A 24,401-nucleotide genomic window follows, 5' to 3' on the forward strand; every position below is an offset into this window, starting at 1 on the left:
TCATGCGGCTCACTCTAGGCTTCCGACAGCTCATGGTCTGCGCAGAATCGTTCCGCGACATGCCAAGACAGACAGATTCAAGGAGAGGTATATGCAGTTCCGCGTACGACAGTTTTTGCAAACCATTTTCGTAGTCTTTACCTTGGCAACGTTGTCTATATTGCCGGGGCAAGCGCAAACATTCCGAGGAGGAATCAGCGGCATCGTCAGCGACTCTGCTGGCGCAACCGTCGCCGGAGCAAGCATCGAAGCGGCTAATGATGCAACTGGACAGCTGCATCAGACGGTTTCCTCGAGCGCAGGAGAGTTTGCATTTCAAGATATTCCCCTGGGCAGCTACACCATCACAGTCATGGGGAATGGCTTTGAGAAGCTCAAAATCACGAAGATCCCCGTCTCGGCTGGCGCTGTATACAACCTGCCAGTAACGCTTGCAGTTGCGAGCGGAACGACGACGGTTGAAGTGTCTGCCTCCGCGTTAGGTCTGGAGACAACCTCAGCAACGCAAACCAGCACGATTTCTGAACAAACCGTGCAGGATATCCCGCTGAATGGCAGGGATTTTACTCAATTGATCGCAGTCACGCCGGGTTATGCTGGTTACTCCGCCAACGGAACAGACGGCTCTTTGAATGGTGCGCGCGCGAATCAGATTAACTGGCAGATCGATGGTGTAGACAATAATGATGCATGGCACAACATCCCTGCGGTTAACCAGAGCGGCGTCTCAGGCATTGCGGGAATTGTGCTACCCATCGATGCCGTGGAGTCTTTTTCTGTCCAGACTCAGTCCTCACCTGAAGCGGGTCGCAATCCCGCCGGTACGGTCAACCTGGGTCTGAAGTCGGGGACCAATCAATTTCATGGAACCGCATACTACTACGACCGCAATGAATTCTTTGGAGCGGCATCGCCATTTGTCGATACTAAACAGAAGGTGCGAAATTACAACGCCGGCGGTTCTGTTGGTGGACCTATCCTTCACGACAAGCTGTTTTTCTTTGGAGGCCTAGAGAAGCAACGTTTTGTGATAGGTGTATCGGCCAAGTCGACGCAGCCTTCTACGGCCTATCAAGCGAAAGCGCTGGCTTTGCTTTCCGAACACCAAGTCGTCGCTAATCCAGCAACACAGGCATTGTTGAACACGCTTTGGCCTGCTAGTGCGCTGACTGGCCCGGCTTCCCCGAATAACTACAATAGCAATGACCCAGAGTACGGTTATAGCTACAACGGTATATTCAAGGCAGACTACAACATAAACCAGCGCAACAGCATATCCTTCCATTGGTTCTCTGGAGAGGGGGACTCGGCTGCTCCTGTTGGATCAGATCTGAGTTGGTATTACCAGACCGCACCGACACACGTTCAGAACTACGCCATTGTGGTGAACTCGCAACTCACGTCGTCGATGACCAACCAGGTTCTAGTTGGCGTGAATTACTTTAATCAAGTCTTTCTCGATCTGAATACGAACTTTGACCCGATCTCACTCGGTTTCAACACGGGGGCGCCGATTCTCGGAGCACCAAGAATCAACCTTGGAGAGCAGCCCACCTCGCAACTCGGAGAGATCGGCTTGACCCCCCCGCTGGGGCGGAATGATATTACGGGGCACCTGACGGATGCTCTCTCGTGGACGATTGGCAGACATCAATTTCGTTTCGGGGGTGAGTTCCGGCAGGTTCAACTGGATGAGTTTTACCATACCAATGAACGAGGCTCGTTCACCTTCTCCGGTACGCGCGGCCCGTGGGCGACCGATCCGACCGAGAGCGATGCAAGCGCCGATCAGAACACGCTTATCCTTGCTGATTTCCTAGGAGGCTATCTCTCCAAGGGTACGATTGCTCGAGGTAATCCGGAACGGCAAGTGTTCGTGAACACAGCCTCTGTCTTTGCCCAGGATGCTTGGCAGGTCTCACAGAAGCTCAATGTCAACTATGGAGTCCGTTACGATTACGAGGGCCCGTTGCATAACGGGAACAAAGATCTTTCAGTCTTTGTACCCAACAAGGGCGGCATTGTGCTTCAGGGGGAAGGGATAGATTCTGTTTACCCGGCCGACTACAACAGCATCAGCCCTCGTATCGGCTTTGCTTACCAGCCTAAAGCTGGAGGTAATCTGGTGATTCGTGGAGGGGGCGGCTTATTTTTTGATACTCCTAACCTGAATATCTTCCTTTCGCAGAATCCAGGCAATGGTGGAGCTGTAGGCTTACAGGGAAATCCAGCGGGCCCGAGTCCTGTCTTGACCTTAGGAATTCCTGCTGGTCCGATTGTGCCCGGTCAGCTGCTCGCACCCTTGGGAGTGGACCCGACCACGGAATGCGTGGTCACGCCCGAGAACGTGAGCCCGTGCGGTGTTTTCACGGTGAATCAGAATCTTCGTAACCCGCATGACCTCAACTACAGCTTGAATATCCAAAGGAGCTTTGGATCGAAAATCGTCACTCAACTCGGTTATGTAGGCAGTGCGGGCAGAAAGCTAATTCTGTTGCGCGACATCAATCAACCCGCGCTTAGTTCCGAGGGCGCCAATGTCGATTCCTATACGCAGCAAACCAGCCGGCCCTATGCTGCGGCCTTTCCAACCTACGGAGCGATCAATGAAGCTGCGAGTGTAGGCAACTCCAACTACAACGCGCTCCAGGCGGTCTTGCGTATTCAGGGATGGCACGGGCTTAGTTCTCAGGCCTCGTATACCTGGAGTCACAGTCTGGATGAGGGAACTCAATGGCGTAACACGTTGCCACAGGACAGCACGAATATCAAAGGCGACTACGGCAATAGCGACTATGACGTGAGGAACACCTTCAACACCTACCTCATCTATAACGTGCCAGGATTGAAGACGGGTCCTCATTGGCTTTCCAATGGCTGGCAATTGAATAGTCTGATCACTCTTCGCGGAGGCGAACCTTTCTCTGTCTTCAGCTCCAGCGATAATTCCGGTACGAGTGAGGGCTACCAGCGCGCGACGCAGATTTTGCCGAATGCTTATGCAGGAGTAAGCCATATCTTTGCCAACCAATCGGAAACCTGGATCAATCCAAATGCGTTTGCAGATGGCCCGACTGGAACATTTGTAGGTGCTTCGCGAAGAAATCAGCTCTTCGGGCCGGGCTATGAGGACGTGGACTTCTCTGTCTTTAAGACGGGGAACGTAACGGAGCGGGTCAAGGTGCAGTTCCGAGCCGAGTTTTACAACCTGTTCAACCGTAAGAATCTCGCACCACCTTCAAACACAGTTGGCAGTGGCCTAGGCCTGATCTCTGACACGATTGGCGACTACAACGGTGCGCCCGGCATCGGTCCTGGCGAACCGTTCAATACCCAGTTTGGGCTAAAGGTGATCTTCTAGCCATGGCTTTGTTTAGCGAGTTCTAACAACGGAGGCAAGCAACGGCAGGCCATCCCGGTTTACCGCTGTTCCGGCAATCAACTAACCCTAAGGAGAAGCAAAATGAGAAATGTGAATAGTTTCATCCGAACCATCGTTGCAGCATCCGCCCTTGTGCTTGTGTCTGTTGCAGCGCACGCCGCGACGATCAACCTGAAAGCCGATTTGAAGGCGTCGTCTGAGGTCCCTCGCACGGCTGGCAGTGGGACGGGAACTCTAACTGCGACGTTGGATACAGAGTCCCACGAGCTGAAGTATCACGTTGAGTTCAGCGGACTGACGGGCGCTGTGGTTGCAGCACATTTTCATGGCCCGGCGGCTGAAGGGGAGAAAGGTAAACCGCAAGTACCCGTGAAGGCAAGCCCCATCGCAAGCCCGATTGATGGGAAGGCGACGCTAACGCCGGAGCAGGCGAAGGACCTGATTGATGGCAAATGGTATTTCAACCTGCACACGGCAGCGAACCCTGGCGGAGAAATCCGTGGCCAGATTGTAAAGGCTGACTGATCTCTTGAGCATGGTGTGTGCGGCAATTGGAGCGCACACCATGATCAAAACTCTATCTGGCTATGGTGCTGTGATCTCAGCGAAAGAACCTAAGAAGGAAGGTCGAGAAAGAGATTATGTTGTTTCGATCTGCGGCAGTGCTTATTATGGGCTGCACGGGATTTGGCCTTGCGTTGGGAATAGCGTTGGCGTTGCCAAGCATGCAGGCACCGAATGCGCCGGCTTCTGCCCAAAAGGTTCCTCATGCCAAGCCCACAAACTTGAAAGTGCTGCCAGCAGATATTTCCGGCGAGGCTCTGGACAAGCTGATGCATGGATATGAGAAGCAGCTTGGCGTTCCGTGCGGGTATTGTCATGAACAAAACCCAGAGACCAAGGAAATTAACTACTCATCCGATGAAAATCCGGCGAAGCAGACAGCGCGATTCATGATCTCGATGACCAGCGATATCAACAAGAAGTACCTTGCGCAGCTTGGAGACCGACGCTATGCGTCACCGATTACCTGCGGAAATTGCCACCGCGGCCAGGTCGAGCCGCCAGACTTCGAGCCGAAGCCTTAGCAGATGAGGAAAGGGTTCAAAGAGAGATATGTCGACGTGTGGACAACTTCTAGACTTAAAGTCGAGAAATAAAGTCAGGATTGGAGAGGAGCTTTGATGAGATTTCTAACAATTCGATTGTGGACTCTCAGTATGTGTCTGTGTGTCGTTGCCGTGGCACAAGGCCCAATACAGCCAGTGCAATGGACAGGATCGATTGCATCTAAGAGGCCTGTCAACTCAGGAAGCAAGGCAACCGTTGAGGTGGCGGCAGATATTCAGGATGGCTGGCATATTTACGGTTTGAATCAGGGCTCAGGGGGGCCCACGCCTCTGCATGTAGCGCTCGATGCCAATGACACATTGCAGGCTGCTGGTGCTGTCAGGGGTACCGCACCGGTCAAGAAACACGATACTAGTTTCGATATCGACACAGAGGTTTACACTCACTCGTTTACTTTGCAAATACCGGCACAGGTAACCCAGCATCTCCCGGCCGGCAAGCGGGATGTTTCTGTCAGCGTGCGCTTCCAGGCATGCAGCGACCGGGTTTGTCTCCCACCAAGAACAGTTCATGTTCCTGTGGCAATTGAGATAAAGCCTGGTTCATAACAGTTTGGGAGAGGATTTGAAGGGGCACCCAAAGATGCGTTTGAAGATTGTGAGTGTAGGCGAACCGGTTCTTCGCGCGGCCTCCCATACTTTATCAAAGGAACAGATCCTAAGTCCGGACATCCAGCAGCTTATCGAGTGGATGCGACAGACTGTCCGCGATGCTCCGGGGGTGGGTCTTGCTGCACCGCAGGTTGCGGAGTCCATCCAACTCGCGGTGATTGAAGACAGGCTGGAGCATCATAAATCGCTGACTGAAAGGGAGCTTAAAGAGCGAGAGCGGAGAGTCATCCCATTTCACGTTATCGTTAATCCAACTCTAGAGCTTCTCACGGAGCCTAATCAGACTTTCTTTGAAGGCTGCCTTAGTCTGCCTGGCTATACCGCATTAGTGGCCCATGCCAGGGAAGTGCGTGTTCGGTGCCTCGATTATCGCGGTGAGCCTCAAGTCATTCATGCGTCGGGATGGTATGCACGAATCCTTCAGCACGAGATCGATCACCTGGATGGTAGGCTCTACATCGACCGTATGCAGGCACAGAGTTTCTCGACCCTCGAGAACTATACGCGACATCTGAAGGATCGATTACCCAATACTTAGAGAGGAATTTCCGGCGTATTGTTAGTTAAATTGACAGCGATCTTTCTTACGCATAAACTCATGGACATGGTATCCGTCCCCAAAACGACTTGTTGTTCGCTGCTGAATATCGCTGGCGAAACGGGGACTTGTGAGAACTCTAACTGATTTGTGATCGGCTTCGATCCAATTAGTTGACTGATATTCGCAACAAAAGCCCGCTTGCCAGCTCTGCTGGAGGCGGGCTTTTTGTTTGGGACTCGCCTCGGAGAGATGCCTTCAAACCGGGATGGTTATTCGCCGTGGACTTACAGAATCCAACAGAGATCGGGAACGAGGTCGATGCTTCCTACGCTAACTTTGCAGGGGCTGCGGAGGAGTGGCCTCTGAACGCTGCTAAGAGAAGTCCGGCGCACCTCGGACCAACTGCACGATCACTGGTCAAACTCCTCCTGCTGTTCATGGTGCTGGTGGCGGCGAGCGTTGGTTGGCTTGTCTTGCGGGCTCACGGGCAGATCGCTGTACGTAATCAAGGCTATGTGCCTTACAGCGATGCGCCGATCAACTATCGATCCGACGACTTGAGCGATCCGGTGGCCAAGCTGCAAGGTGACCTGAGTCAAGGTAAAGCGACATTGCAATATGAACCTGAGCACGGCTACCTCAAATCTGTATTGAAGCTTTTGAAAGTTCCTACAGAATCGCAAACACTTGTCTTCTCGAAGACAAGCTTTCAATACAAGAAGATCTCGCCAGATCATCCTCGCGCACTTTACTTCAATGACGATGTTTATGTGGGTTCCGTGCATGATGGCAAGGCGATCGAAATCGTTTCTTTCGATCCAATGCAAGGCGCGATCTTCTATCTTCTAGATGAACACAAGGTCGAGCGACCTGTTTTCCAGCGAGCAGAACTGGACTGCACGCAATGCCACATCGCCGCCGGGACACGAGGTGTGCCGGGTGTGCTGTTGCGTTCCATTTCAGTGACATCTGGAGGCACGCAAGCGGCAGGTACGCCATCCTTCATTACGGATCAGGAAAGCCCACTCAAGGATCGTTGGGGAGGGTGGTATGTCACCGGAAAGACCGGTGGCCAGCCGCACCTTGGGAATGCTGTGGTTGACAGCCCTGAAGGCGAGCCGGAAAAGAAAGCTGAACCGGAATACGCCGTTGCGAAGAAATTGATAACACTCTCCAATGCGTTTGATGCATCCGGCTATCTGACTCCAGACAGTGATGTGGTGGCGCACCTGGTCTTGGCACATCAGACACAGATGCACAATCTGATCACTCTTACGAACTACAAGACCAGGCTGGCGCTCTACGCACAGGCGGCCAAGAATAAGAGCGATGGGCTTGCTGCCGATGCTCCTCTTTCCGATAGCGCACGACAACAATTTGAGCGGCCTGCAGAGCAGCTGCTGCGCTATTTGCTGTTTGTGAATGAAACGCCGCTCTCTGCTTCGAATGGCGATCGGATCGAAGGTTCTTCAACCTATGCGAAAGAATTCCAGTCGCGCGGTATTCGCGATGGCAAGGGCCGGTCTCTACGAGACTTCGACTTGCGGAATAGGATCTTCCGCTATCCGTGCAGTTATCTCATCTATTCCGCGTCGTTCGATGCATTGCCTGAGCCAGCCAAAGGATATGTCTATCACCGGCTCTTTCAGGTCTTGACAGGCGAGGATCGGGGCGACGACTTTGCCAAAATCTCTTCGGAGGACCGACGCGCAATTTTCGAGATCCTGCTTGCGACCAAACCAGGATTGCCTGAGGAATGGAGAAACTACGCCAAGAACAATCACCTGGACATCCGCATTGCAGCGAATCATTCACGCCCAGCTCACCAGGGATAAGCAGTCGTAAGAGATCAACAGGAGAGGAACAAGACAATGAGATTGTTTTATATCAGCACAGCACTGGCTTTTGCGCTCTCTGCCTCAGGTTTGTCCTATGGCGTGGCGCAGTCTAAGAATGGATCAGAATCCGTTGACGGACAGTGGGATGCGGTCCTTGATAACAACGGGACGCAAATTGCTTTTCGGCTGGATATCTCCGGCTCGGGGCCATCCCTGAAAGGCACGTTCTACGACGGATTCAAACCCTACGACGGCACAACGAGTGCGACTTTTCAAGATGGCCGACTGATCCTGAAGGTCGAGCACTACCTGACTACAATCGACGCGACATTGAAGGACGGGCAACTTACTGGGAAGGTCCTGACACAATCGCGCTCTGCCAATGCAGGATATGGGTTTGAAGCGCATAGCCATGTGGATGTAGTCGTCGCGCCGGCGAATGTACCCTCAATAGCGGGTTCGTGGATCATTCCGCTCGATAGCCCCTCGTCTAAGGGCGAAAAGGCGTTTCGATTCATTGTCGAGCAGAACGGAGCGGATGTTGCGGCATCGATTCTTCGCGTGGATGGAGATACAGGCGCGTTCAGCGGGACCTACAAAGAGGGCAAGTGGATACTAAGTCATTTTGACGGATCGCGACCTGGAGTGATCGAGGTATCTCAAGGACAGGACGGAGCCCTCGAAATTCTTCAGAATGACCCGCACGCGAAAAAGCCTGCCAGTCAGGCTGACGGCAACGCTAGCGGTTCACCAACTGCAGTGGCTGCTACCTCTACCAAAGCTTATAGCGAGGCGCCGACAGACAGTCGCTATGCCATAAAGCTCGTTGCTTATCGATCTGAAGTGGCAAAGGCCAAGGGGCTGCCCGAACCTGAGAACTACGAAACTCACACCACCGCACGGGATGCCAATGAAATATTCAAGTTCAGCTTTCCCGACGACCACGGCAAGCTGGTGTCGAATGAAGATCCACGATTCAAGGGCAAAGTGATCCTTGCTGTCGTGACTGGTACCTGGTGCCCCAACTGCCATGATGAGGCGCAGTATCTTGTACAACTCGACAAGAAGTATAGGGACAAAGGCCTGGCTATTGTAGCTCTTGATTTTGAAGAGCCGGAGCAGCAAGGAAGCCTTGATCGTGAACGCGCTTTCGTGAAGAAATATGGAGTTGCGTACACGTATCTGATTGCGGGCGCGCCATCTGAGATGTGGGAGAAGGTTCCGCAGCTAGTGAATCTCAATACCTGGCCCGCGACTGTTTTCGTCGGTCGTGATGGCACGGTGAAGGGCATTCACTCCGGGTTTGCTTCGCCGGCCAGTGGTGAATTTAATCGCCAGCTTCAAGAGGAGTTTACTGCCCAGATTGAAAAACTCTTAGCGGAGAAGGTGAACCAGAGCGTCGCCACAGTCGGCAACGCTCAAACCAAACCTGGCCAATGATGCGGCGCTCTTGATGGGAGTCGTGCTCTCCATACAATTCGAATCGGATTGAGCAATCTCCAATCCATCCTTACTCCTATCGTTGAAAGAGGAGCCGCCAACAAGCAAGCGTGCTGTGCCTAGCTTGCGACGGTTCAGTTCTGGAGAAATTTATGCAACTGGCAACAGAAGAAGTGTCCATACACGGAGTAACCGAGAACTCCATTGCAGCAAGCAGTAATTTTGACGCTCCTACGAAAACACCTGAGCAACTCGCCGACATCGCGTCGCGATTTGCCACCTCGGATGGGTGGTTGGATCGGGTACGCTTGCGCGTTGAACATCGTTGGTACGAACGGCTACATCATGATTCGGACTATGACATTTGGGTGATCAGCTGGATGCCGGGACAATCCACCGGCTTCCATGACCACGGGGAATCTGCCGGCGCCTTTGTTGTGACGACGGGAATCCTGGAGGAGAAGCGTCCTGCCGAAGAGGCTGTTGTAATACATCCAGGCACTGTGCGCGCGTTCGGTCCTGGTTACTTACATGATGTCCGCAATGTCTCGCAGGGGCCGGCTGTCAGCATCCACACCTATTCGCCTCCTCTGACCGAGATGAATGAGTACGAGTTGGAGGGCGATCAACTGATCCCGCGTGAATCCACATCGGAGCGGGCAGAGAAACTGGAGGAGAGGTGGCGATCGCAGAAGTTGGCAGCTGCCACTAAGACTGTTGTCACGAGCATCGATCAGATGCTTCTGTCTGCGCGCGCACGGCTCCGGCGTCTATCTCCAAGCGAAGCTCTCGCCGCCGCTGAGGCTGGCGCGATAATCGTAGACATTCGTCCCGAAAGCCAACGCCTCTTCGAGGGAGGTATTGCCGGCGCATTGATTGTCGAGCGGAATGTACTCGAGTGGCGGTTTGACCCTACATCCAGTGCTCGGTTGCCGGTCGCTACCAACCATGACTCCGAGGTGATCGTATTCTGTTCCGAAGGGTATACATCAAGTCTTGCAGCCGCAACGCTGCAGGATCTCGGACTGTGGCGGGCTACGGACATTACTGGCGGATTTAATGCATGGAGTTCCTTGGGTCTACCGATTATTCCTCCAAGCAAATCTTCCTAGGCCCGATCCGGCTGTAGGGTGATCTGTGCCTTCTTAGAATGACTGATGCAGTCCATGCTCCCGCCACGGCTAGAACCCTTGACTTATACAGTTGCGTCCTTCGAGAAAGACCAATTGGTGACAAGTTCCGAGAGTCGGCTCAACGCATCTGGAAGTTTCGCCGCCGCCGCCACAAAACCAAGGCGAAAGTGCGCAGGGGCGTCAAAGCAGTCGCCAGGGGCAAGCAGGATGCCGCGCTCCGCAGCGGCCTGGCAGAAGGCGCGGCTGTTTTCGCCGCTGAGCAGCCACGGGAATGCGGTCATTCCACCGCGAGGCGGGATCCAGCCAATAGTCTCGCGATGTCTGGACATGAATGCGCTCAGGTGGTGAAGATTGTCTGTAGCAATCCTCTGTGTCTTGCCAAGCACGGTCTCGCGATGGCGCATGACGATCTCCGCAAGCAATTCTCCAGCGCTATTGTTGGTGATGGAAAAATACGAGCGAGCAGTCCAATAACGTTTGCGCCGCTCGGAGTCATGCTCGATCATCCAACCGGTGCGAATGCCCGAGAATGGGAACGCCTTTGAGAAATCATGGATGACGGTGGCGTGAGGCAGGCGCGCCGCAGATTGCGTAGGTTTCCCGTGGTAGATGGGATGGTAGACCTCGTCGGTGACGAGTTGTATCCCGCGGGATGAGGTGTAGTCGTGCAAGCTATCCAGGTCAGCATCGCTGATAATGGCGCCGGTGGGATTGTGTGGTGTGTTGATCAGGACCAGCTTTGTGTTGCGGTCAGTGAGCTTCTTGACCTCTTCGATGTCGATGGTAAAACCATTTTCCTTGCGCACCTGGTAAAAGCGAGTCTCAATGCGAAGAGACTCGGGCAGCGCGGAGAAGGTTGGAAACGATGGTTGTGGAAGCACTACGTTCGCATCCGGCTCAGCGGCCGTCCACATCAGGATCAGCAGTGCCTCCGAGGCACCGGTAACGATCTGGACTGCGTCTGCGTCCACGCCCTGCATGGCGGCAATCTCGGTGCGCAAATTCTGGGCTCCCGCAGGACGACCGTAAACAAGCTTTTGATTCATGAATAGTTCGCGTTCCTGGCCGGTGCCGAGGTTGAGCACTTCATGTATGGTCCAAGCCGGGCCCGTGCTCGCCGCCAAGTTGAACTCGATGCCGTGTTCGTGAGCATCCAACCACATATCCAGGAGAAACGGTTTCAAGTCCATCTCGCACCTCAACAATTAGATTGGCCGGACTAAAATTAGCCTCACAAAATCTCCCGCGACCAACTTGATGAACGGGGTCAGGAGCGATTCACCGAAGACGCACACATCCACTCCGCTCCAACGCTTGGAGATTTAGCCGCTTCTCCTCTGAATGCTAGTGTAAAGGTATTGTGTCCGCATGGATTCTTGTTGTTGCAGCAATTAGATCCTGGCCCGGTTAACTAGGGCTCTCGCGAGATTGATGAGTTGGTCGCCAGCTCGTTGGCGGGCGGAAATTGTAAGCTTAAGAGCGGGAACGAGCCTGGTGCCATGGCCTGAGAGCCTTGCAAACAAAAGCGCCCTAGATTGTCGACAACGCTGACTTTCAAAAGAAGTGGACTGGTTGCTAGATGCCTTTCAAAACTTCCTTCAGGCTTTGCTGCGCCAGTTGATTTTCTCTGGGCAATCCAATCGTGATGCGTACCCAGGTTGCGTAAGGAGGGAACGCGCGCGCGATGAGAATACCTCGCGCCCGCATCGCATCTGCTATCTGAGCCTGCGGTCGTCCTGCATCGAAGAAGATGAAGTTGGTTGCCGATTTGGTGTGAGGCAGTTTTAATTCATCAAGCAGCGCAAACCACTTAGCTCTTTCGGTTGCAACCGTTGCACGTACCCTTTGAACATGAGCCGTATCTGCAAGCGCAATCGATCCAGCAAGCATATTCAGACGTCCCAGCGCTTCCGCATCACGCACGCCCTGCTTGCGCAACTCGACAGCCAGCACCTTGGGCGCAAGTGTATAGCCAAGCGGCAAACCGGCGAGTCCATGGATCTTATCGAAGGTGCGGAATACCAATACGTTCGCTCCCTCTCGAACCAGTGAGACTGCAGAGCGGGAGTCGAAGTCTGGCGTAAATTCGAGATAGGCTTCGTCCACGATGATCGGTGCATGTTGCGAGGTCTCGCGCAGGAACTTCTTGAAGGCATCGTTCTCGCTTACTGTTCCAGTTGGATTGTGTGGATTGATGAGATAGAGCGCGCGTGTCTTTGCAGTAATGGCCGCTTGCAACGCAGGCAGATCATTCTCATACGCCGCATTCAGCGGAACTGGCACTTCTATTCCGCCAGAATGAGCTGCGGCATCCACGAGAGCGAGATAACCGGGCGTTGAATAGATGAACTCGCCTCCAGGGCCGCCCTGGCTGCCCAGATGAGGCCCGAGTATTCCAAGGATTTCGCCCAACAGCACCTGTTCTACCGGCAGCTTTTCGTATGCTGCGATCTGTTCCGTCAGAGACTGCGCAACCTGTGGATCACCGTATCGCGAAATGCGGGTGAGTTCGCGAGGTATCGCCTCCAGCACCTTCTGTGACGGACCATACGCGTTCTCGTTCAGGTTCAAATGAATCAAGCTGAATTCAGCCGGTGCGGCATGCTGAGCAGCCTCAGCTCGAGGCATAGCTGCTGCAAGGGCAGCCATGCCAGAGAGCTTGAGGAGCGATCGGCGTGTGAACTCTTCGGACAATCCAGATTCCTTTCCATTACGTGTTGAGACTAGAAGGTCAAGTGCAGCCCCATCTGAAGATAACGAGGGAAGTTCGATTGAGCGGTGATCTTGCCGAAGTTCGCACTACCGAACGCTGTGTTTGGTCCGGCAAACAACGGCGTGTTGAATGCGTTGAATGCCTCAGCGCGATATTGAACGTTGACGCGGTCATGGATGCGCACGCTTTTGAACAAGGATAGATCCCAGTTCGCGGACCCTGGCCCGCGTAAGGAGAGCGTGCGTGGTGCATTGCCGAACTCGTAGGCCGACGACGCCGTGAAGGCTGCCGGATTGATGTATCCATTCAAGCGATCGTACAGGCTTCCGTGCGTTCCGAGAGCAGTGCCTTGATTAATGTTCGGCCTTTGAACTCCATTGCCGGCAATGGTGCTATTCGGATTGCTCGTTTGCCGCACCGAAACGGGGAAGCCGCTCTGGAACGTTGGCAACACGTTGAATTGCCAGTGCCCAATAATCTGATCGATCCAGCCATTGCCGGAGTTGAAGCGTTGACCTGCGCCGAAGGGCAGGTCGTACAGCACACCGGCGACGAAGCGATACGGCACATCATTGACAGCGTGCGCATACTCGGCTTCGAGATCATAGACATTCTGCGGTGCCGTAGCGGCTGGCGTTTGGATGCTGTTAGCGGTTGCAAACGACGAGTCTCGATTACGCGACCACGTAAAGGAACTCACCAGGTTCAGTCCGTGGCCTGCCCGCTTCTCTGCTTTGATCAGCAGTGCGTTGTAGTCGGCATGCGAAGAGCTCACGAAAAGGTTGACTGAAGTAAATTGAGGAAAGGGCCTCAGCGCCTGCGATCGAGAGATCGTCGCCTGCCCGAGGATGCCCGCTCCGCCAGGGACATAGTTGGGATTTGCGACTTCATCGCTGAGCGAACTGCCGAGGGAGAAGTTGCTGGGATTCAACTGATTGATGTTGATCGGCGTGCTGCTTGTTGGCGAGGGTGACAGATTAGTCGAGCGAGTCCCGATATACGAAACGTCAAGAGCGATGTGGCCCGGCAACTCGCGCTCGACGTCGACTGAGAATTGTTGCACGCGAGGAGCATGCAGCGCCTGATCATAGGTTGTGACCGAGTTGCCTACGCCCGTAAGTAGCCCTGCCGAATTTCCTGCGGGCTTCTGAAGGCCGTTCGGGAAAGGATTGTTCAGCGTGTTCAGGGGTGTTTCATTATTGTCGTTGCTTGCGATGTAGTTATTCGCCTGCGTGTATCCGGGTGCGAGAGAGGCCACAGGGTCATAACGCAATGGCGCATAAAGGATTGCGTAGCCACCACGCACGACTGTTTTTGCGTTGACCTGATAGGAAGCGCCGATGCGCGGTGCAAACTTCAGATGCGAGAGGTCACCGATCTCGCGCTTATTGCCGTGTACGCCAGCGAATAGAATTCCACCAGTCACCTTGCTCCCATTCGAAAGTGTCGCGGATGCATTGCGATCAAAGCCTACGGCAAGCTGGTTGCGGTCTTCCTTGAGGCCGGTCTCTGACTCCCATCGCAGCCCAAGGTTCAGCGTCAAGCGAGAGTTGATGCGCCAGTCATCTTGAGCAAAAAGCGCGTTGTAATCGAGGTAGGTATGCAGGAAGGTCGTTTGATCGACTTCTCCAGCGATAGGAAGTCCCAGCAGCAGATCGGCGATGTCCGATCCGGACTCACCATCGGAGTCGCTCGCTGTTGCCTGCGTGAATGCCCCAGAGAAAGTGTATGTCCCGGGAGCGTTGCCGAAGTCCTGAAAGTCCATGCGAATGCGGCGATACTCCGTGCCAAAGGTGAAGTTGTGACGGCCCAGTGTTTTTGCCAATGTGCCGTTGATCACCTGTGATTTCCAATTGTCGAGTTGGTCAGTGTTCTGGCTCAACTGGTCGTGGTTTGCGAAAAAGATGGTAGGAAAGAACTTTGCTTGGAGCTGGCTGGTAAGGTCTGTCGGAAAGCCCAGTGCCGCAGGGTCGAAGCCTTGGCTGACCTCAGCGATTAGATTCGGAAAACGATTGGTTCCGTATCGCGCTGTCACGACAGTCGTCGGGTTCAGGATCCAGGTGCTGTTCGCCTGGATGGCGTCAACCTGTCGATGATAGGTGTAGGAATAGCTGCCTGGTAGCGTATGGAGAGGATTTCCGAGAGGCTGAAGTGCTTCATAGAAGATGTATGAGCCGCTCAGGTTCCACCATGGGCGAATCTGCTCGTCTATCTTCGCTGTGACTTCCTGCGCGTGATCCCTCACGTTGTCCGTCCCAGTAAAAGTGCTGGTGCCAGATACCGGGGAAGGGAAGTACGAGACGATATTCTTGCCGATCGTATTCTGGTTCACAATCTTGTTGCCTGCAAAGGGCCGGCGATGTGTTCCGGTCTCATCGGTGTAAGTATCGAAGGGGTTGTAGATGACGTGAAGTGTGCCGTCAGCGTTGAAGTCCTGGGAAAAGTCACCAGCCTTCTCCGCGTCTGTTGGCACGGTGAAAGCCTGTGTGTATGGCGAAGTCTGGATGTAGCCTTCCGATCCAATCCAGAAGAAAGTCTTGTTGCGACCATCATAAAGATGAGGCACAACCACGGGACCACCCAGCGAAGCGCCCCAGTTATAGTAAGGACTGTCTGGCCGTGCAACGCCATTGCGATTCGCAAAGAAATCATTCGCAAGCCAGGCCGTCTGCCGGGTTTCGCCAAAGACCGAACCATGAAGCGTATTCGACCCGGAGCGCAGCAGGGTATTGAATACACCTCCGCCGGTGCGGCCCACTTGCGCGTCATACGTCAATGCCTGCACCTTTACGTCCTGTACCGATTCGATCGTTGGAATGACGATCGGCCGGTTATTCGTATCGGTGATCGGTACACCATCGACAACGTAGAGATTCGCCGCAACAGGCCCGCCAGCCACCGAAGTAGTCGACGTACCATTCTGATCTGCAAAGCGTATGAACTGCGGGTTGCCGGTATTGACGAATACGCCGGAAAGTTTGGCCGTGATGTATGGATTGCGGCCCAGTACGGGGATGTCTTCCAGCCGCTGATGGTCGAGGTCTGTGCTGATCGACGCAGTAGAGCCATCGATCAAAGGTGCTTCAGCAGAGACCTGCACAACATCCGATGTCGCACCCACCGAAAGACTTACATCAAGCGTCACGAAATCCTGAGTGCCGAGCGCAATATTAGTCCGATCAGCGGACCCAAATCCGGCCGCAGTAATATGCAGAGAGTAGGACGCTGGCTTCAGTGCATTGAAAACATAGAGACCTGCGCCAACGGACTTCGTCTCTCGAACCTGATGCGTGGCCTCGTCAGTGAGCGTGATGATTGCGTTAGCCAATGCGGCGCCGCGGGAATCTGTGATTGAACCACGGATCGCGCCATTGAAAGTTTGTGCGATCAAGCTCCTGCCAAGGAGAAGAAAGATGAGAATGAGATAAACAAGTCGAATGGTATGGTTCTTCGAATTCATTGAGGCTCTCCAGAAAAGGTGCTGCAAGGTTGAAACGCTCGCCGTAACCGCCTGAAAGGCAGCTGACTCGAACGTGCGTCGAGTGCTTAAAGCGAAGACTTTCGTGTGAGATGAGGGAGGGAATGTAGGGCTAGCTACAGTGCATCGGCATGGAGGTGCTCGACTCACGACAACGTACCTGTGAGGAGCGATTACAACAATGCATCCGCTGCGCCATGCATCGAGAATAAGGCAAAGCGAATGACCTGGTCAATCGCGGACAGGTTTGAGTGAGTGGTGCAGGCCATACGAGCCCGGTTAATCCAGAAAACATCTTTCAAGTGGAGATATCAGGCCCACGCACTCATTGAACTGTTAGGCGTGGATCTCCCACTCCGTTCTTCAGCGTACTTCGATTTTTGATCGATATCCTTTTGGGATTCGGCAGATTTCTGCTCTACGGCACGACTTCAGGATTGAATCGAATCGCGCAATTATACCTGCGCGAATTAGTTGATACTTGCGTGATTATCTGGCATAATTGCGCAATAACTTGATCGCGCAATTAAATGGAGGAAGCATGGCAAGACAACGACCGGGCGATCTCCTTAAGGCAATCGTAGATGTCGTCCGGCAAAGCGCCGACGGAGTCCGGAGAAGCGATATTGAGAAGGCACTAAAAGATGTACCGCAACGGACCCTTCAGTCTTGGCTCAAAAGCCTCGTAGAGGACGGACGGATAAAGCAAGAAGGCAAAGGGCCGGCGGCTAGATATAGGTTTCAGAGCACAGTCGAACAACCGGAAAAAACTGTCGCAGCACGAGCCGAGGCAGACGAGGAGAAACCAGTGGAGGCAGCGATGCCTCTCTCCACCGAAGGCAAAAAGATACGCGACTATCTGCGGCAGCCGTTTGCAGCAAGAAAAGTCGTCGGCTATAATCGCAAATTTCTCGATAGCTACCGACCCAATACGACTTTCTACCTCACGCCTGAAGAGCGGGCACATCTAACAGAAGTGGGCAAGACGAAGACTGAATTCGAAGCAGCTGGAACCTATGCGAAACAAATTCTCAGCCGTCTGCTCATTGACTTGTCATGGAACTCCAGCCGACTCGAGGGCAATACCTACTCCTTACTGGATACACGCCGTCTGATTGAGTTTGGCGAAGAGGCGCAGGATGGGAACAGGTTGGAAGCCCAGATGATCCTCAATCACAAGGACGCCATCGAGTTTCTTGTAAGCGCAGCGGATGAGATCGGTTTCAATCGCCACACAATCTTGAATCTCCACGGAATTTTGGCACAGAACCTCCTACCAGATGAGTCGGCGGCGGGACGCCTGCGGCGCATTGCAGTGGGAATTGAAAAGTCCGCCTTCCTTCCTCTTGAAGTCCCGCAACTGATAGAGGAGTGTTTCAATCAGGTTTTGGCGACGGCAGAGGCAATCCACGACCCCTATGAGCAGGCCTTCTTCGCCATGGTCCAGTTGCCGTACCTCCAGCCCTTCGACGATGTAAACAAACGTGTCTCGCGACTAGCTGCAAATGTTCCCTTCATCAAGGTAAACCTCTCACCACTATCCTTTACCGACGTTCCGCGTTCTACCTACACCGAGGCCATTTTGGGGGTCTATGAACTGAACCAGGTAGATCTGCTGAAGGACCTCTTTATCTGGGCCTACGAGCGGTCAGCCGAACGTTATGCGGCCGTAAGGCAATCACTAGGCGATCCCGATCCATTCAGACAGCGCCATCGGCAAGCATTGCGCCAACTCGTAGGCGACGTTGTGCGGCGACAGGTGAACAGGAAATATGCGACTGTATTTATCGGGGATTGGATAAACGGCAACATCGAGTCTGAGGAGGAGCGCGCAAAATTCAGAGAAATGGTCGAGTCTGACCTACTCGGCCTGCATGAGGGGAATTTTGCACGCCTCCAGGTTCGACCGAGCGAGTTCGCGGCGTGGCAGGTTGTATGGGACAACAAGGAACTCATATTCCCAGCTCCGGAAGAACGGTACGACAGTTCTCGGGACGTAGTCGTGTTCTGGGGACAGGACAGGGTACAGCGGGTACGGTGTGTCATCAGCCAGGAGGCGCTAGATGGCTATTTCCATGGGGATCATCAGAACAAGCTCGATGTGTTCCGCAAGAATCGCCCGGCCATTGAAGAGATTTCACGAGGCAAATACCTTTCCGGCCGAGTTGAACCCGACGGAACTGTCCTGATCCGGACGACAGATATTCCTCATTGAGAAGATGACTATTTTGGGGAGGGCTAATCTCAAGTTTAGCTTGAATGGAATTCGGGTGCGTGTAGCGATTAGTGAGTATTGCGTTGTCGGTCATGCAGCGTTGTGATCGTGATTACTCCGGCGTGGGTCCAATTCGGGTCCATTAAGGGTCCAATAAGGATTTCAACCCATTCTGTTCTGTTCAAAAACGCTTTGTTTTGTTGCGCTAAGTTGTTGAAAATACGTTTCTCATCGTTTTCGCAACGAGGAGGCCAGCGGTTCGATCCCGCTCAGCTCCACCAATAAAATCAATAGCTTAAACCGAAAAATATGGGCCCATTAAGGATGACGCTAACCTCCCGTACGATCAACTCTTGTTGTTTGTGTCAATGTTTCAATAAATTACGAGCGCATCCTTGAACTCTTAATGGCCCCGGACTGGCCCCCTTTTTCGGTGGCTAACTGTCTGGAGGAACTCTACGCGCTGCTAACGTAAATGTCTCCTAGCGAGAAAGATCAACTGGCGAGATCGCGCTAAGACTTGACCAGCAAGTCCAGGAGCTCTTGAATTTATGTCTTTCCGGCCTTGATGAGCTGCAGGTGACCCGTTTTGATTGCGGTCTCACCCGTTCCATATGGAAGCAGTGCGTGTTTATGAGGTAGCTACCAGTGAAAATGACTCATCCTAATTACCGCTGCTCCGCGTGACACATTAAGCTCCGACGTTGGAACTTGCGCTGAATGATGAGCCAGGGATTAAGGCAATCTGCTCGGTCGCGCAGGCGATTCAGCGTCAATGCGGAATCACGCCAGACAGAAGCAGCTTATCCTCAGCTTTCGCATCCAATCGTATACTTGGTAGTTGAAATCGCCATTTGGAATACTTCTAATCATTTGGTCACGAGATCCGTGCGGGAGCGGCAGGAGCAAGAACACGAGCCGCACAGGAACGGTGGGGGGAGATGACCAAAGTACGCTTGGCAACGTTCGAACGCATTCTCGATCAATCCACGGTCATGATGGCAGTCGCGTAGTTTCTTATGTGCTGGCGCCTGCTTGTCCACTCGATTCGTACAGATTCCTCGAAGAATCAGCCAGCCAATTCGTGGGAACTACGAAAACGGACAACAGACAGAGGGAGGGTGTGTACTCTCTGGCTAGACAAGACGGCAGACGATGAGCTAAGTGGTTTCACCCTGCGCTTGAAACGAATGGATCATCTCAGCGTTCCGAGTGGAGACCAACCCGATCTAGAGGCGGAAGCTGGGTCAGCGTTGAGTCCGGAGCCCCTGCAAGCTCTCAAGGCAGAGACAACGAGCACGATCCAGTAACGACTACTCTCGTTAACACTCCGAGGAAGATGGTGGCAGTAAAGAAAGAGAAGGTAGGCAGTTTCATCGTGAACAGCATCGTAACTCTCGTGTCGCCAGGAGAAACTGCGAGCTTCCTTTCAGCCAAGCCCGTCGTTGCGTGGCCCGAGATGTGGATCGATCTTCGACGGACCGAAGCATATTGGGATGGAAACGGTGGAATCATGCGATGCTTTACTGGAGAGCGAAATACTACGACCCAGGATCAGCAAATTCCCATGGTGTGTCCCTGAGTCTTGGGTCGATAGCTGTTTTTATTTGCGGTAGGGACTGAGTGCGGTTCAATCTATTTCCATACGGAAGGATTTGTCCGAGTTCAATGTCAATCATTTACGCTTCGCTCACAATTCCGATGGGAACGCAGTCCTCGAGCGATATTCCTACCAGCATATTTGCTCCGGCAGGAACGCCGGCACATGCAATTTTCGGCCTTTCGATACTTGTCATGTGCATCGTGGCCGCCATTTTTGTGGTTGTATCAGGGTTGTTGCTCTTTGTGCTCCTGCGGTTTCGGCACCGGGCCTCAAGTTCGGACGCTAAGAATGAGCCTGCACAAATTTATGGCAGCAACCAGATCGAGCTTTCATGGACAGTGATTCCTGTTCTACTCGTAGTGATTCTTTTCCTGGCTACGGCCCGGGTCATTTTCAGCACAGAACATGCTCGCAAGCCCGCTCAATCTCTGGACGTTACTGTGATCGGCCATCAATTCTGGTGGGAGTATCGATATCCGAAGTTGGGCATTGTTACGGCCAATGAATTGCACATTCCGGTGAGTAACCCTGAGCATCCGACGCCGACCTACCTGACGATGTCCTCTGCAGATACGGATCACAGCTTCTGGGTTCCAAGGCTGGCGGGTAAAACCGATTTGATTCCGAACAAAGTAAATACCATGTGGATCGATCCACAAGCAGCAGGCCTCTACCTTGGCCAGTGTGCCCAATATTGCGGTACTCAACACGCCAAAATGCTGATTCGTGTTTACGCTGACAGTCCGGCGCAATTTGCAGCCTGGGTGGCCGCACAGCAAAAGAAAGCAATTCAAGACTCGGCCGTCCAGACAGGCGAAGCTGTTTTCCAGCGCAATGCCTGCATCAGTTGCCACACGGTGGCAGGAACGGTGGCGACAGGACGGTTTGGCCCTGACCTGACACATGTAGCTAGCCGTGACACAATCGCTTCGGGAGCTGTTCCATTCAACGTGGCGAACGTCCGCGCATTTGTCGATAATCCTGCGAATTTCAAGCCAGGCGCTCTGATGCCGCCCATGCACCTGAACGATCACGATCTCGATCTAGTCACGGCGTACCTTACTTCACTGAAGTAGAGAAAGGGAAAGCATGGCAACCCAGACGCCCACGGCAGTGCTCGACCAGACCTCAAATAAGCCTCCGCGGCGGCTTATGTTTGAGGTGGTGCACGACTGGATCACTACTGCGGATCATAAAAAAATCGGGCTAATGTATATCGGCTACGCTTTGTTGTTTCTGCTCGTAGCCGGATTTGAAGCGTTGCTGATGCGCATTCAGCTGGCTGTCCCCAACAATCACTTCGTTTCGCCGCAGGTCTTTAACAGGCTGTTTACCATGCATGGCACTACGATGGTCTTTTTCGTCGGCATGCCTATTCTTTTCGGTTTTGGCAATTACCTTATCCCACTTATGATCGGAGCGCGCGATATGGCGTTTCCGAGACTGAATGCTTTCAGCTTCTGGATATCGGCCTTTGGCGGCATTCTGCTGTACTACAGCTACATCGGTGGCGACGGGCTGTATGGGGCTGGCAATGCGCCGGATGTTGGATGGTTTGCCTACGCTCCTCTTACTGCCCGCGTCTTCTCGCCCGGCCACAGCACGGATTACTGGACGCTGTCGCTGCTGCTCACCGGCATTGGCACGATCGGTACAGCGCTGAACATTGTGGCGACCACGATCTGCATGCGCTGTCCGGGTATGAAGCTCAATCGCATGCCGCTGTTGGTATGGCTCTATCTGGTCACGTCGCTGATGGTCTTCGTTGCGGTTAGCCCATTGACCGCAGCCCAGGTCATGCTGATGCTCGATCGCTATCTGGGATCACACTTTTTCGATACTCAGGCCGGCGGCTCGGCCGTGTTGTGGATGCACTTCTTCTGGATATTTGGCCATCCGGAGGTATACATCCTAGTGCTGCCAGCGTTTGCCTTTGCGAACGAGATCATTCCAGTATTTTCGCGGAAGGCGATTTTTGGTTACCCGGCCATGGTCGCGGCTACTGTCGGGATCGGCTTCATCAGCCTCAGCGTCTGGGCTCATCACATGTTTACCGTAGGACTGGGCGCATGGGCCAATACATTCTTTACCTTTGCCACGATGATCATCGCCGTGCCGACCGGGATCAAGATATTCAATTGGCTGGCTACCCTCTGGGGCGGCAAGATTCATTTCACCGTAGCAATGATGTTTGCTGTTGGCTTTCTCTTTCAGTTCCTGATCGCTGGATTGACCGGGATTATGCTCTCGGCATCCCCGTTTGACTGGCAGCTTGGCAACTCTTACTTTGTGGTCGCGCACTTCCACTATGTGTTGGTGGGAGCCATCCTTTTTATGCTTTTCTCCGCTTTTTACTACTGGTATCCGAAGATGACCGGTCGGATGCTGAGTGAAAAGATCGGCAAATGGCACTTCTGGATATTTCTCATTGGCTTTCATCTGACATTCGACTTCATGCACATTCCAGGGATTCTCGGCATGCCGCGGCGGATCTACACCTACGAGGCAGATCGTGGCTGGGCTCTGTTAAACATGATCGTTTCGAGTGGTGCAATTTTTCAGGCCGTAGCCAGTTTGCTGTTCGTCTACAACCTGGTGGCTTCCTACTTCAAGGGAGCGATCGCGGGTCCGGATCCGTGGGACGCATGGACACTCGAGTGGTCGACCAGTTCGCCACCGCCCTCATATAACTTTGCCGTGATTCCAAGCGTTGAAAGCCGCAGGCCGCTGTGGGATCTGAAGCATCCGGAAGATCCCGACAGTAATTACGAAATGTGAGAGTGGAGCAATGAGTACATCCGTAATTCCTCAAGTGCCGGTTGAAGAATGGAAGCTGCCCTCTCGCGGCATCGTCGGGATGGTTTGCTTGATTCTGGCAGAGTCTGCGATCTTCATTATTTTTGTGGTCGCCTATGTTTTCTATCTTGGTAAGAGCCTGACCGGGCCGACGCCGCACGAGGTGTTGAAGCTGCCGATCGTATCCACGATCTGTCTGCTTTCTAGCAGCATCACTGTTCATTTTGCGGTGTCGACGCTGCACCATGCCAGGCGCAGTATGTGTTCTTTATGGCTTGCGATTACGGTGTTGCTCGGAAGCATCTTTCTCGGCAGCACGGCATATGAATGGTATGACCTCATCTATCACGACGGCCTGACTTTGCAGACTAACCTCTTTGGCACTACGTTCTATTCCCTGGTTGGATTGCATGCTTCTCACGTGATTGTGGGTCTCTTGATGTTGACGATTGCGCTGATCTTTTCTCTGCGAGGTCAGTTGGAGCGGAAGCACACGGAGCGGCTGGAGGTGCTGTCGATCTACTGGCATTTTGTCGATGCTGTCTGGGTCGTGGTGTTTTCTGTTGTGTATGTGTTTGGCCGCTAGAAAGTTCGACATTCAATGACAGGAGGGAATGAAGATGCCGAACGAAGGTACGCACGATGGTAGCAAAGTAGATGTACGCTTTGTCGATCTGCCCCGTCCAACGGCGTGGCCCATGGTGCTGGCGCTTGGCATTTCACTCATTCTTGCTGGCATGGTTACCAGCATCGCGGTTGGTGCTCTCGGACTTTTGCTGGTACTGCTCGCATCGGTCGGCTGGTTTCTCCAGGTGTTGCCGCATGAAGCGCACGAACCCGTTGCGGTCCGCACGGAGACGATCCTTATATCCAGCGGTCGAACCTTATTGCGACAAGCTGGGATTAGTAATGCCCGTCGGAAGATTCTGCCGGTCGAGACCTTTCGTATCTCTACCGGGATCAAGGGAGGAATCGCTGGCGGAGCTGCAATGACGATCCCTGCGGCTCTATTCAGCCTGTTGCGTTATCACAGCCTCTGGTATGCGATGAACCTGCTGGCAGCTGGCGGGTTTGTGAGCTGGGCGGGGGCCAGCAATGCGTTTCTCAGCGAATTTCACTTGCGAGGTTTGCTCGCGGCGCTTGCCATTCATGGAGTGACGTCTCTGCTCGTCGGCCTGCTTTACGGCGCGATGCTGCATATGTTTCCCAAGTACCCGATTCTCACGGCTGGGTTCATGGCTCCGATGCTGTTTACAGGGATACTCTATTCGGCGATTGGCGTCATCAGCCCGATCCTTAATCAACGCATAGATTGGTTCTGGTTCATACCTTCCCAGGTCGTGTTTGGTCTCGTCTGCGGTTTTGTGGTGAATCTGCAGGACAAAGTCAGGACGCCCCAATTCCAGGCGTTGCCCTTTGCTGTGCGCGCTGGACTGCATGGTGACATTGCTCCAATGGAAACCACGGAACGAGATCCGTTGAGTGCCGCAGAAGAGAAAGACAGCGACCTATGAATCTAT

The 24,401-nt window shown here is 53.4% G+C and carries 16 protein-coding genes; 13 read left to right on the plus strand and 3 right to left on the minus strand.

Features of this window, described 5'->3' with window-relative positions:
• Positions 1-91: 91 nt before the first annotated feature.
• The 8 genes from AC5S27_RS07495 to AC5S27_RS07530 all read left to right on the plus strand — a co-directional run bounded on the left by AC5S27_RS07495 (position 92) and on the right by AC5S27_RS07530 (position 10,055).
• Complete coding sequence (locus AC5S27_RS07495; RefSeq protein ID WP_493933937.1) at positions 92-3,361, plus strand: TonB-dependent receptor; 3,270 nt, start codon at positions 92-94, stop codon at positions 3,359-3,361.
• Between the two features lie 102 nt (positions 3,362-3,463).
• A complete protein-coding gene (locus AC5S27_RS07500) occupies positions 3,464-3,907 on the plus strand; it encodes a CHRD domain-containing protein (RefSeq protein ID WP_493933938.1) in 444 nt (147 codons plus the stop codon).
• A gap of 116 nt (positions 3,908-4,023) precedes the next feature.
• Positions 4,024-4,470 (plus strand): c-type cytochrome, encoded by a 447-nt coding sequence (locus tag AC5S27_RS07505; protein WP_493933939.1) that lies wholly within the window; start codon positions 4,024-4,026, stop codon positions 4,468-4,470.
• Between the two features lie 132 nt (positions 4,471-4,602).
• Complete coding sequence (locus tag AC5S27_RS07510) at positions 4,603-5,061, plus strand: protein-disulfide reductase DsbD domain-containing protein (RefSeq protein ID WP_493937284.1); 459 nt, start codon at positions 4,603-4,605, stop codon at positions 5,059-5,061.
• Between the two features lie 34 nt (positions 5,062-5,095).
• Positions 5,096-5,662 (plus strand): peptide deformylase, encoded by a 567-nt coding sequence (locus tag AC5S27_RS07515; protein ID WP_493933940.1) that lies wholly within the window; start codon positions 5,096-5,098, stop codon positions 5,660-5,662.
• A gap of 173 nt (positions 5,663-5,835) precedes the next feature.
• Positions 5,836-7,500 carry a hypothetical protein gene (locus AC5S27_RS07520; protein WP_493933941.1) on the plus strand — a complete coding sequence of 555 codons (1,665 nt, stop codon included), beginning with the start codon at positions 5,836-5,838 and terminating at the stop codon, positions 7,498-7,500.
• A gap of 36 nt (positions 7,501-7,536) precedes the next feature.
• On the plus strand, positions 7,537-8,943 hold the full coding sequence (locus AC5S27_RS07525; RefSeq protein WP_493933942.1) for a TlpA family protein disulfide reductase: 1,407 nt from the start codon (positions 7,537-7,539) through the stop codon (positions 8,941-8,943).
• A 152-nt stretch (positions 8,944-9,095) separates the two neighbouring features.
• Positions 9,096-10,055 carry a cysteine dioxygenase gene (locus tag AC5S27_RS07530; RefSeq protein ID WP_493933943.1) on the plus strand — a complete coding sequence of 320 codons (960 nt, stop codon included), beginning with the start codon at positions 9,096-9,098 and terminating at the stop codon, positions 10,053-10,055.
• Positions 10,056-10,138: 83 nt separating this feature from the next.
• On the opposite strand, the gene AC5S27_RS07535 is transcribed toward AC5S27_RS07530, so the two are convergent.
• From AC5S27_RS07535 to AC5S27_RS07545, 3 genes are all read right to left on the minus strand, one after another.
• Positions 10,139-11,266, minus strand: coding sequence for an aminotransferase class I/II-fold pyridoxal phosphate-dependent enzyme (locus AC5S27_RS07535; protein ID WP_493933944.1), 1,128 nt, complete (start codon positions 11,264-11,266; stop codon positions 10,139-10,141).
• Between the two features lie 385 nt (positions 11,267-11,651).
• Positions 11,652-12,770, minus strand: coding sequence for a pyridoxal phosphate-dependent aminotransferase (locus AC5S27_RS07540; RefSeq protein ID WP_493933945.1), 1,119 nt, complete (start codon positions 12,768-12,770; stop codon positions 11,652-11,654).
• 29 nt (positions 12,771-12,799) lie between these two features.
• A complete protein-coding gene (locus tag AC5S27_RS07545; RefSeq protein ID WP_493933946.1) occupies positions 12,800-16,249 on the minus strand; it encodes an outer membrane beta-barrel protein in 3,450 nt (1,149 codons plus the stop codon).
• A gap of 559 nt (positions 16,250-16,808) precedes the next feature.
• On the opposite strand from AC5S27_RS07545, the gene AC5S27_RS07550 reads away from it, so the two are divergent.
• From AC5S27_RS07550 to AC5S27_RS07570, 5 genes are all read left to right on the plus strand, one after another.
• A complete protein-coding gene (locus AC5S27_RS07550) occupies positions 16,809-18,482 on the plus strand; it encodes a DUF1488 family protein (RefSeq protein WP_493933947.1) in 1,674 nt (557 codons plus the stop codon).
• A 1,623-nt stretch (positions 18,483-20,105) separates the two neighbouring features.
• Entirely contained in the window at positions 20,106-21,161 is a 1,056-nt protein-coding gene (gene coxB / locus AC5S27_RS07555; protein ID WP_493933948.1) for a cytochrome c oxidase subunit II, read from the plus strand.
• 13 nt (positions 21,162-21,174) lie between these two features.
• A complete protein-coding gene (gene ctaD, locus AC5S27_RS07560) occupies positions 21,175-22,863 on the plus strand; it encodes a cytochrome c oxidase subunit I (RefSeq protein ID WP_493933949.1) in 1,689 nt (562 codons plus the stop codon).
• Between the two features lie 10 nt (positions 22,864-22,873).
• Positions 22,874-23,467: a cytochrome c oxidase subunit 3 gene (locus tag AC5S27_RS07565; RefSeq protein ID WP_493933950.1), complete on the plus strand. Its 594-nt coding sequence runs from the start codon at positions 22,874-22,876 to the stop codon at positions 23,465-23,467.
• A 112-nt stretch (positions 23,468-23,579) separates the two neighbouring features.
• Positions 23,580-24,395, plus strand: coding sequence for a hypothetical protein (locus AC5S27_RS07570; protein ID WP_493933951.1), 816 nt, complete (start codon positions 23,580-23,582; stop codon positions 24,393-24,395).
• Positions 24,396-24,401: the final 6 nt, after the last annotated feature.

This window comes from Acidicapsa borealis, assembly GCF_059115245.1.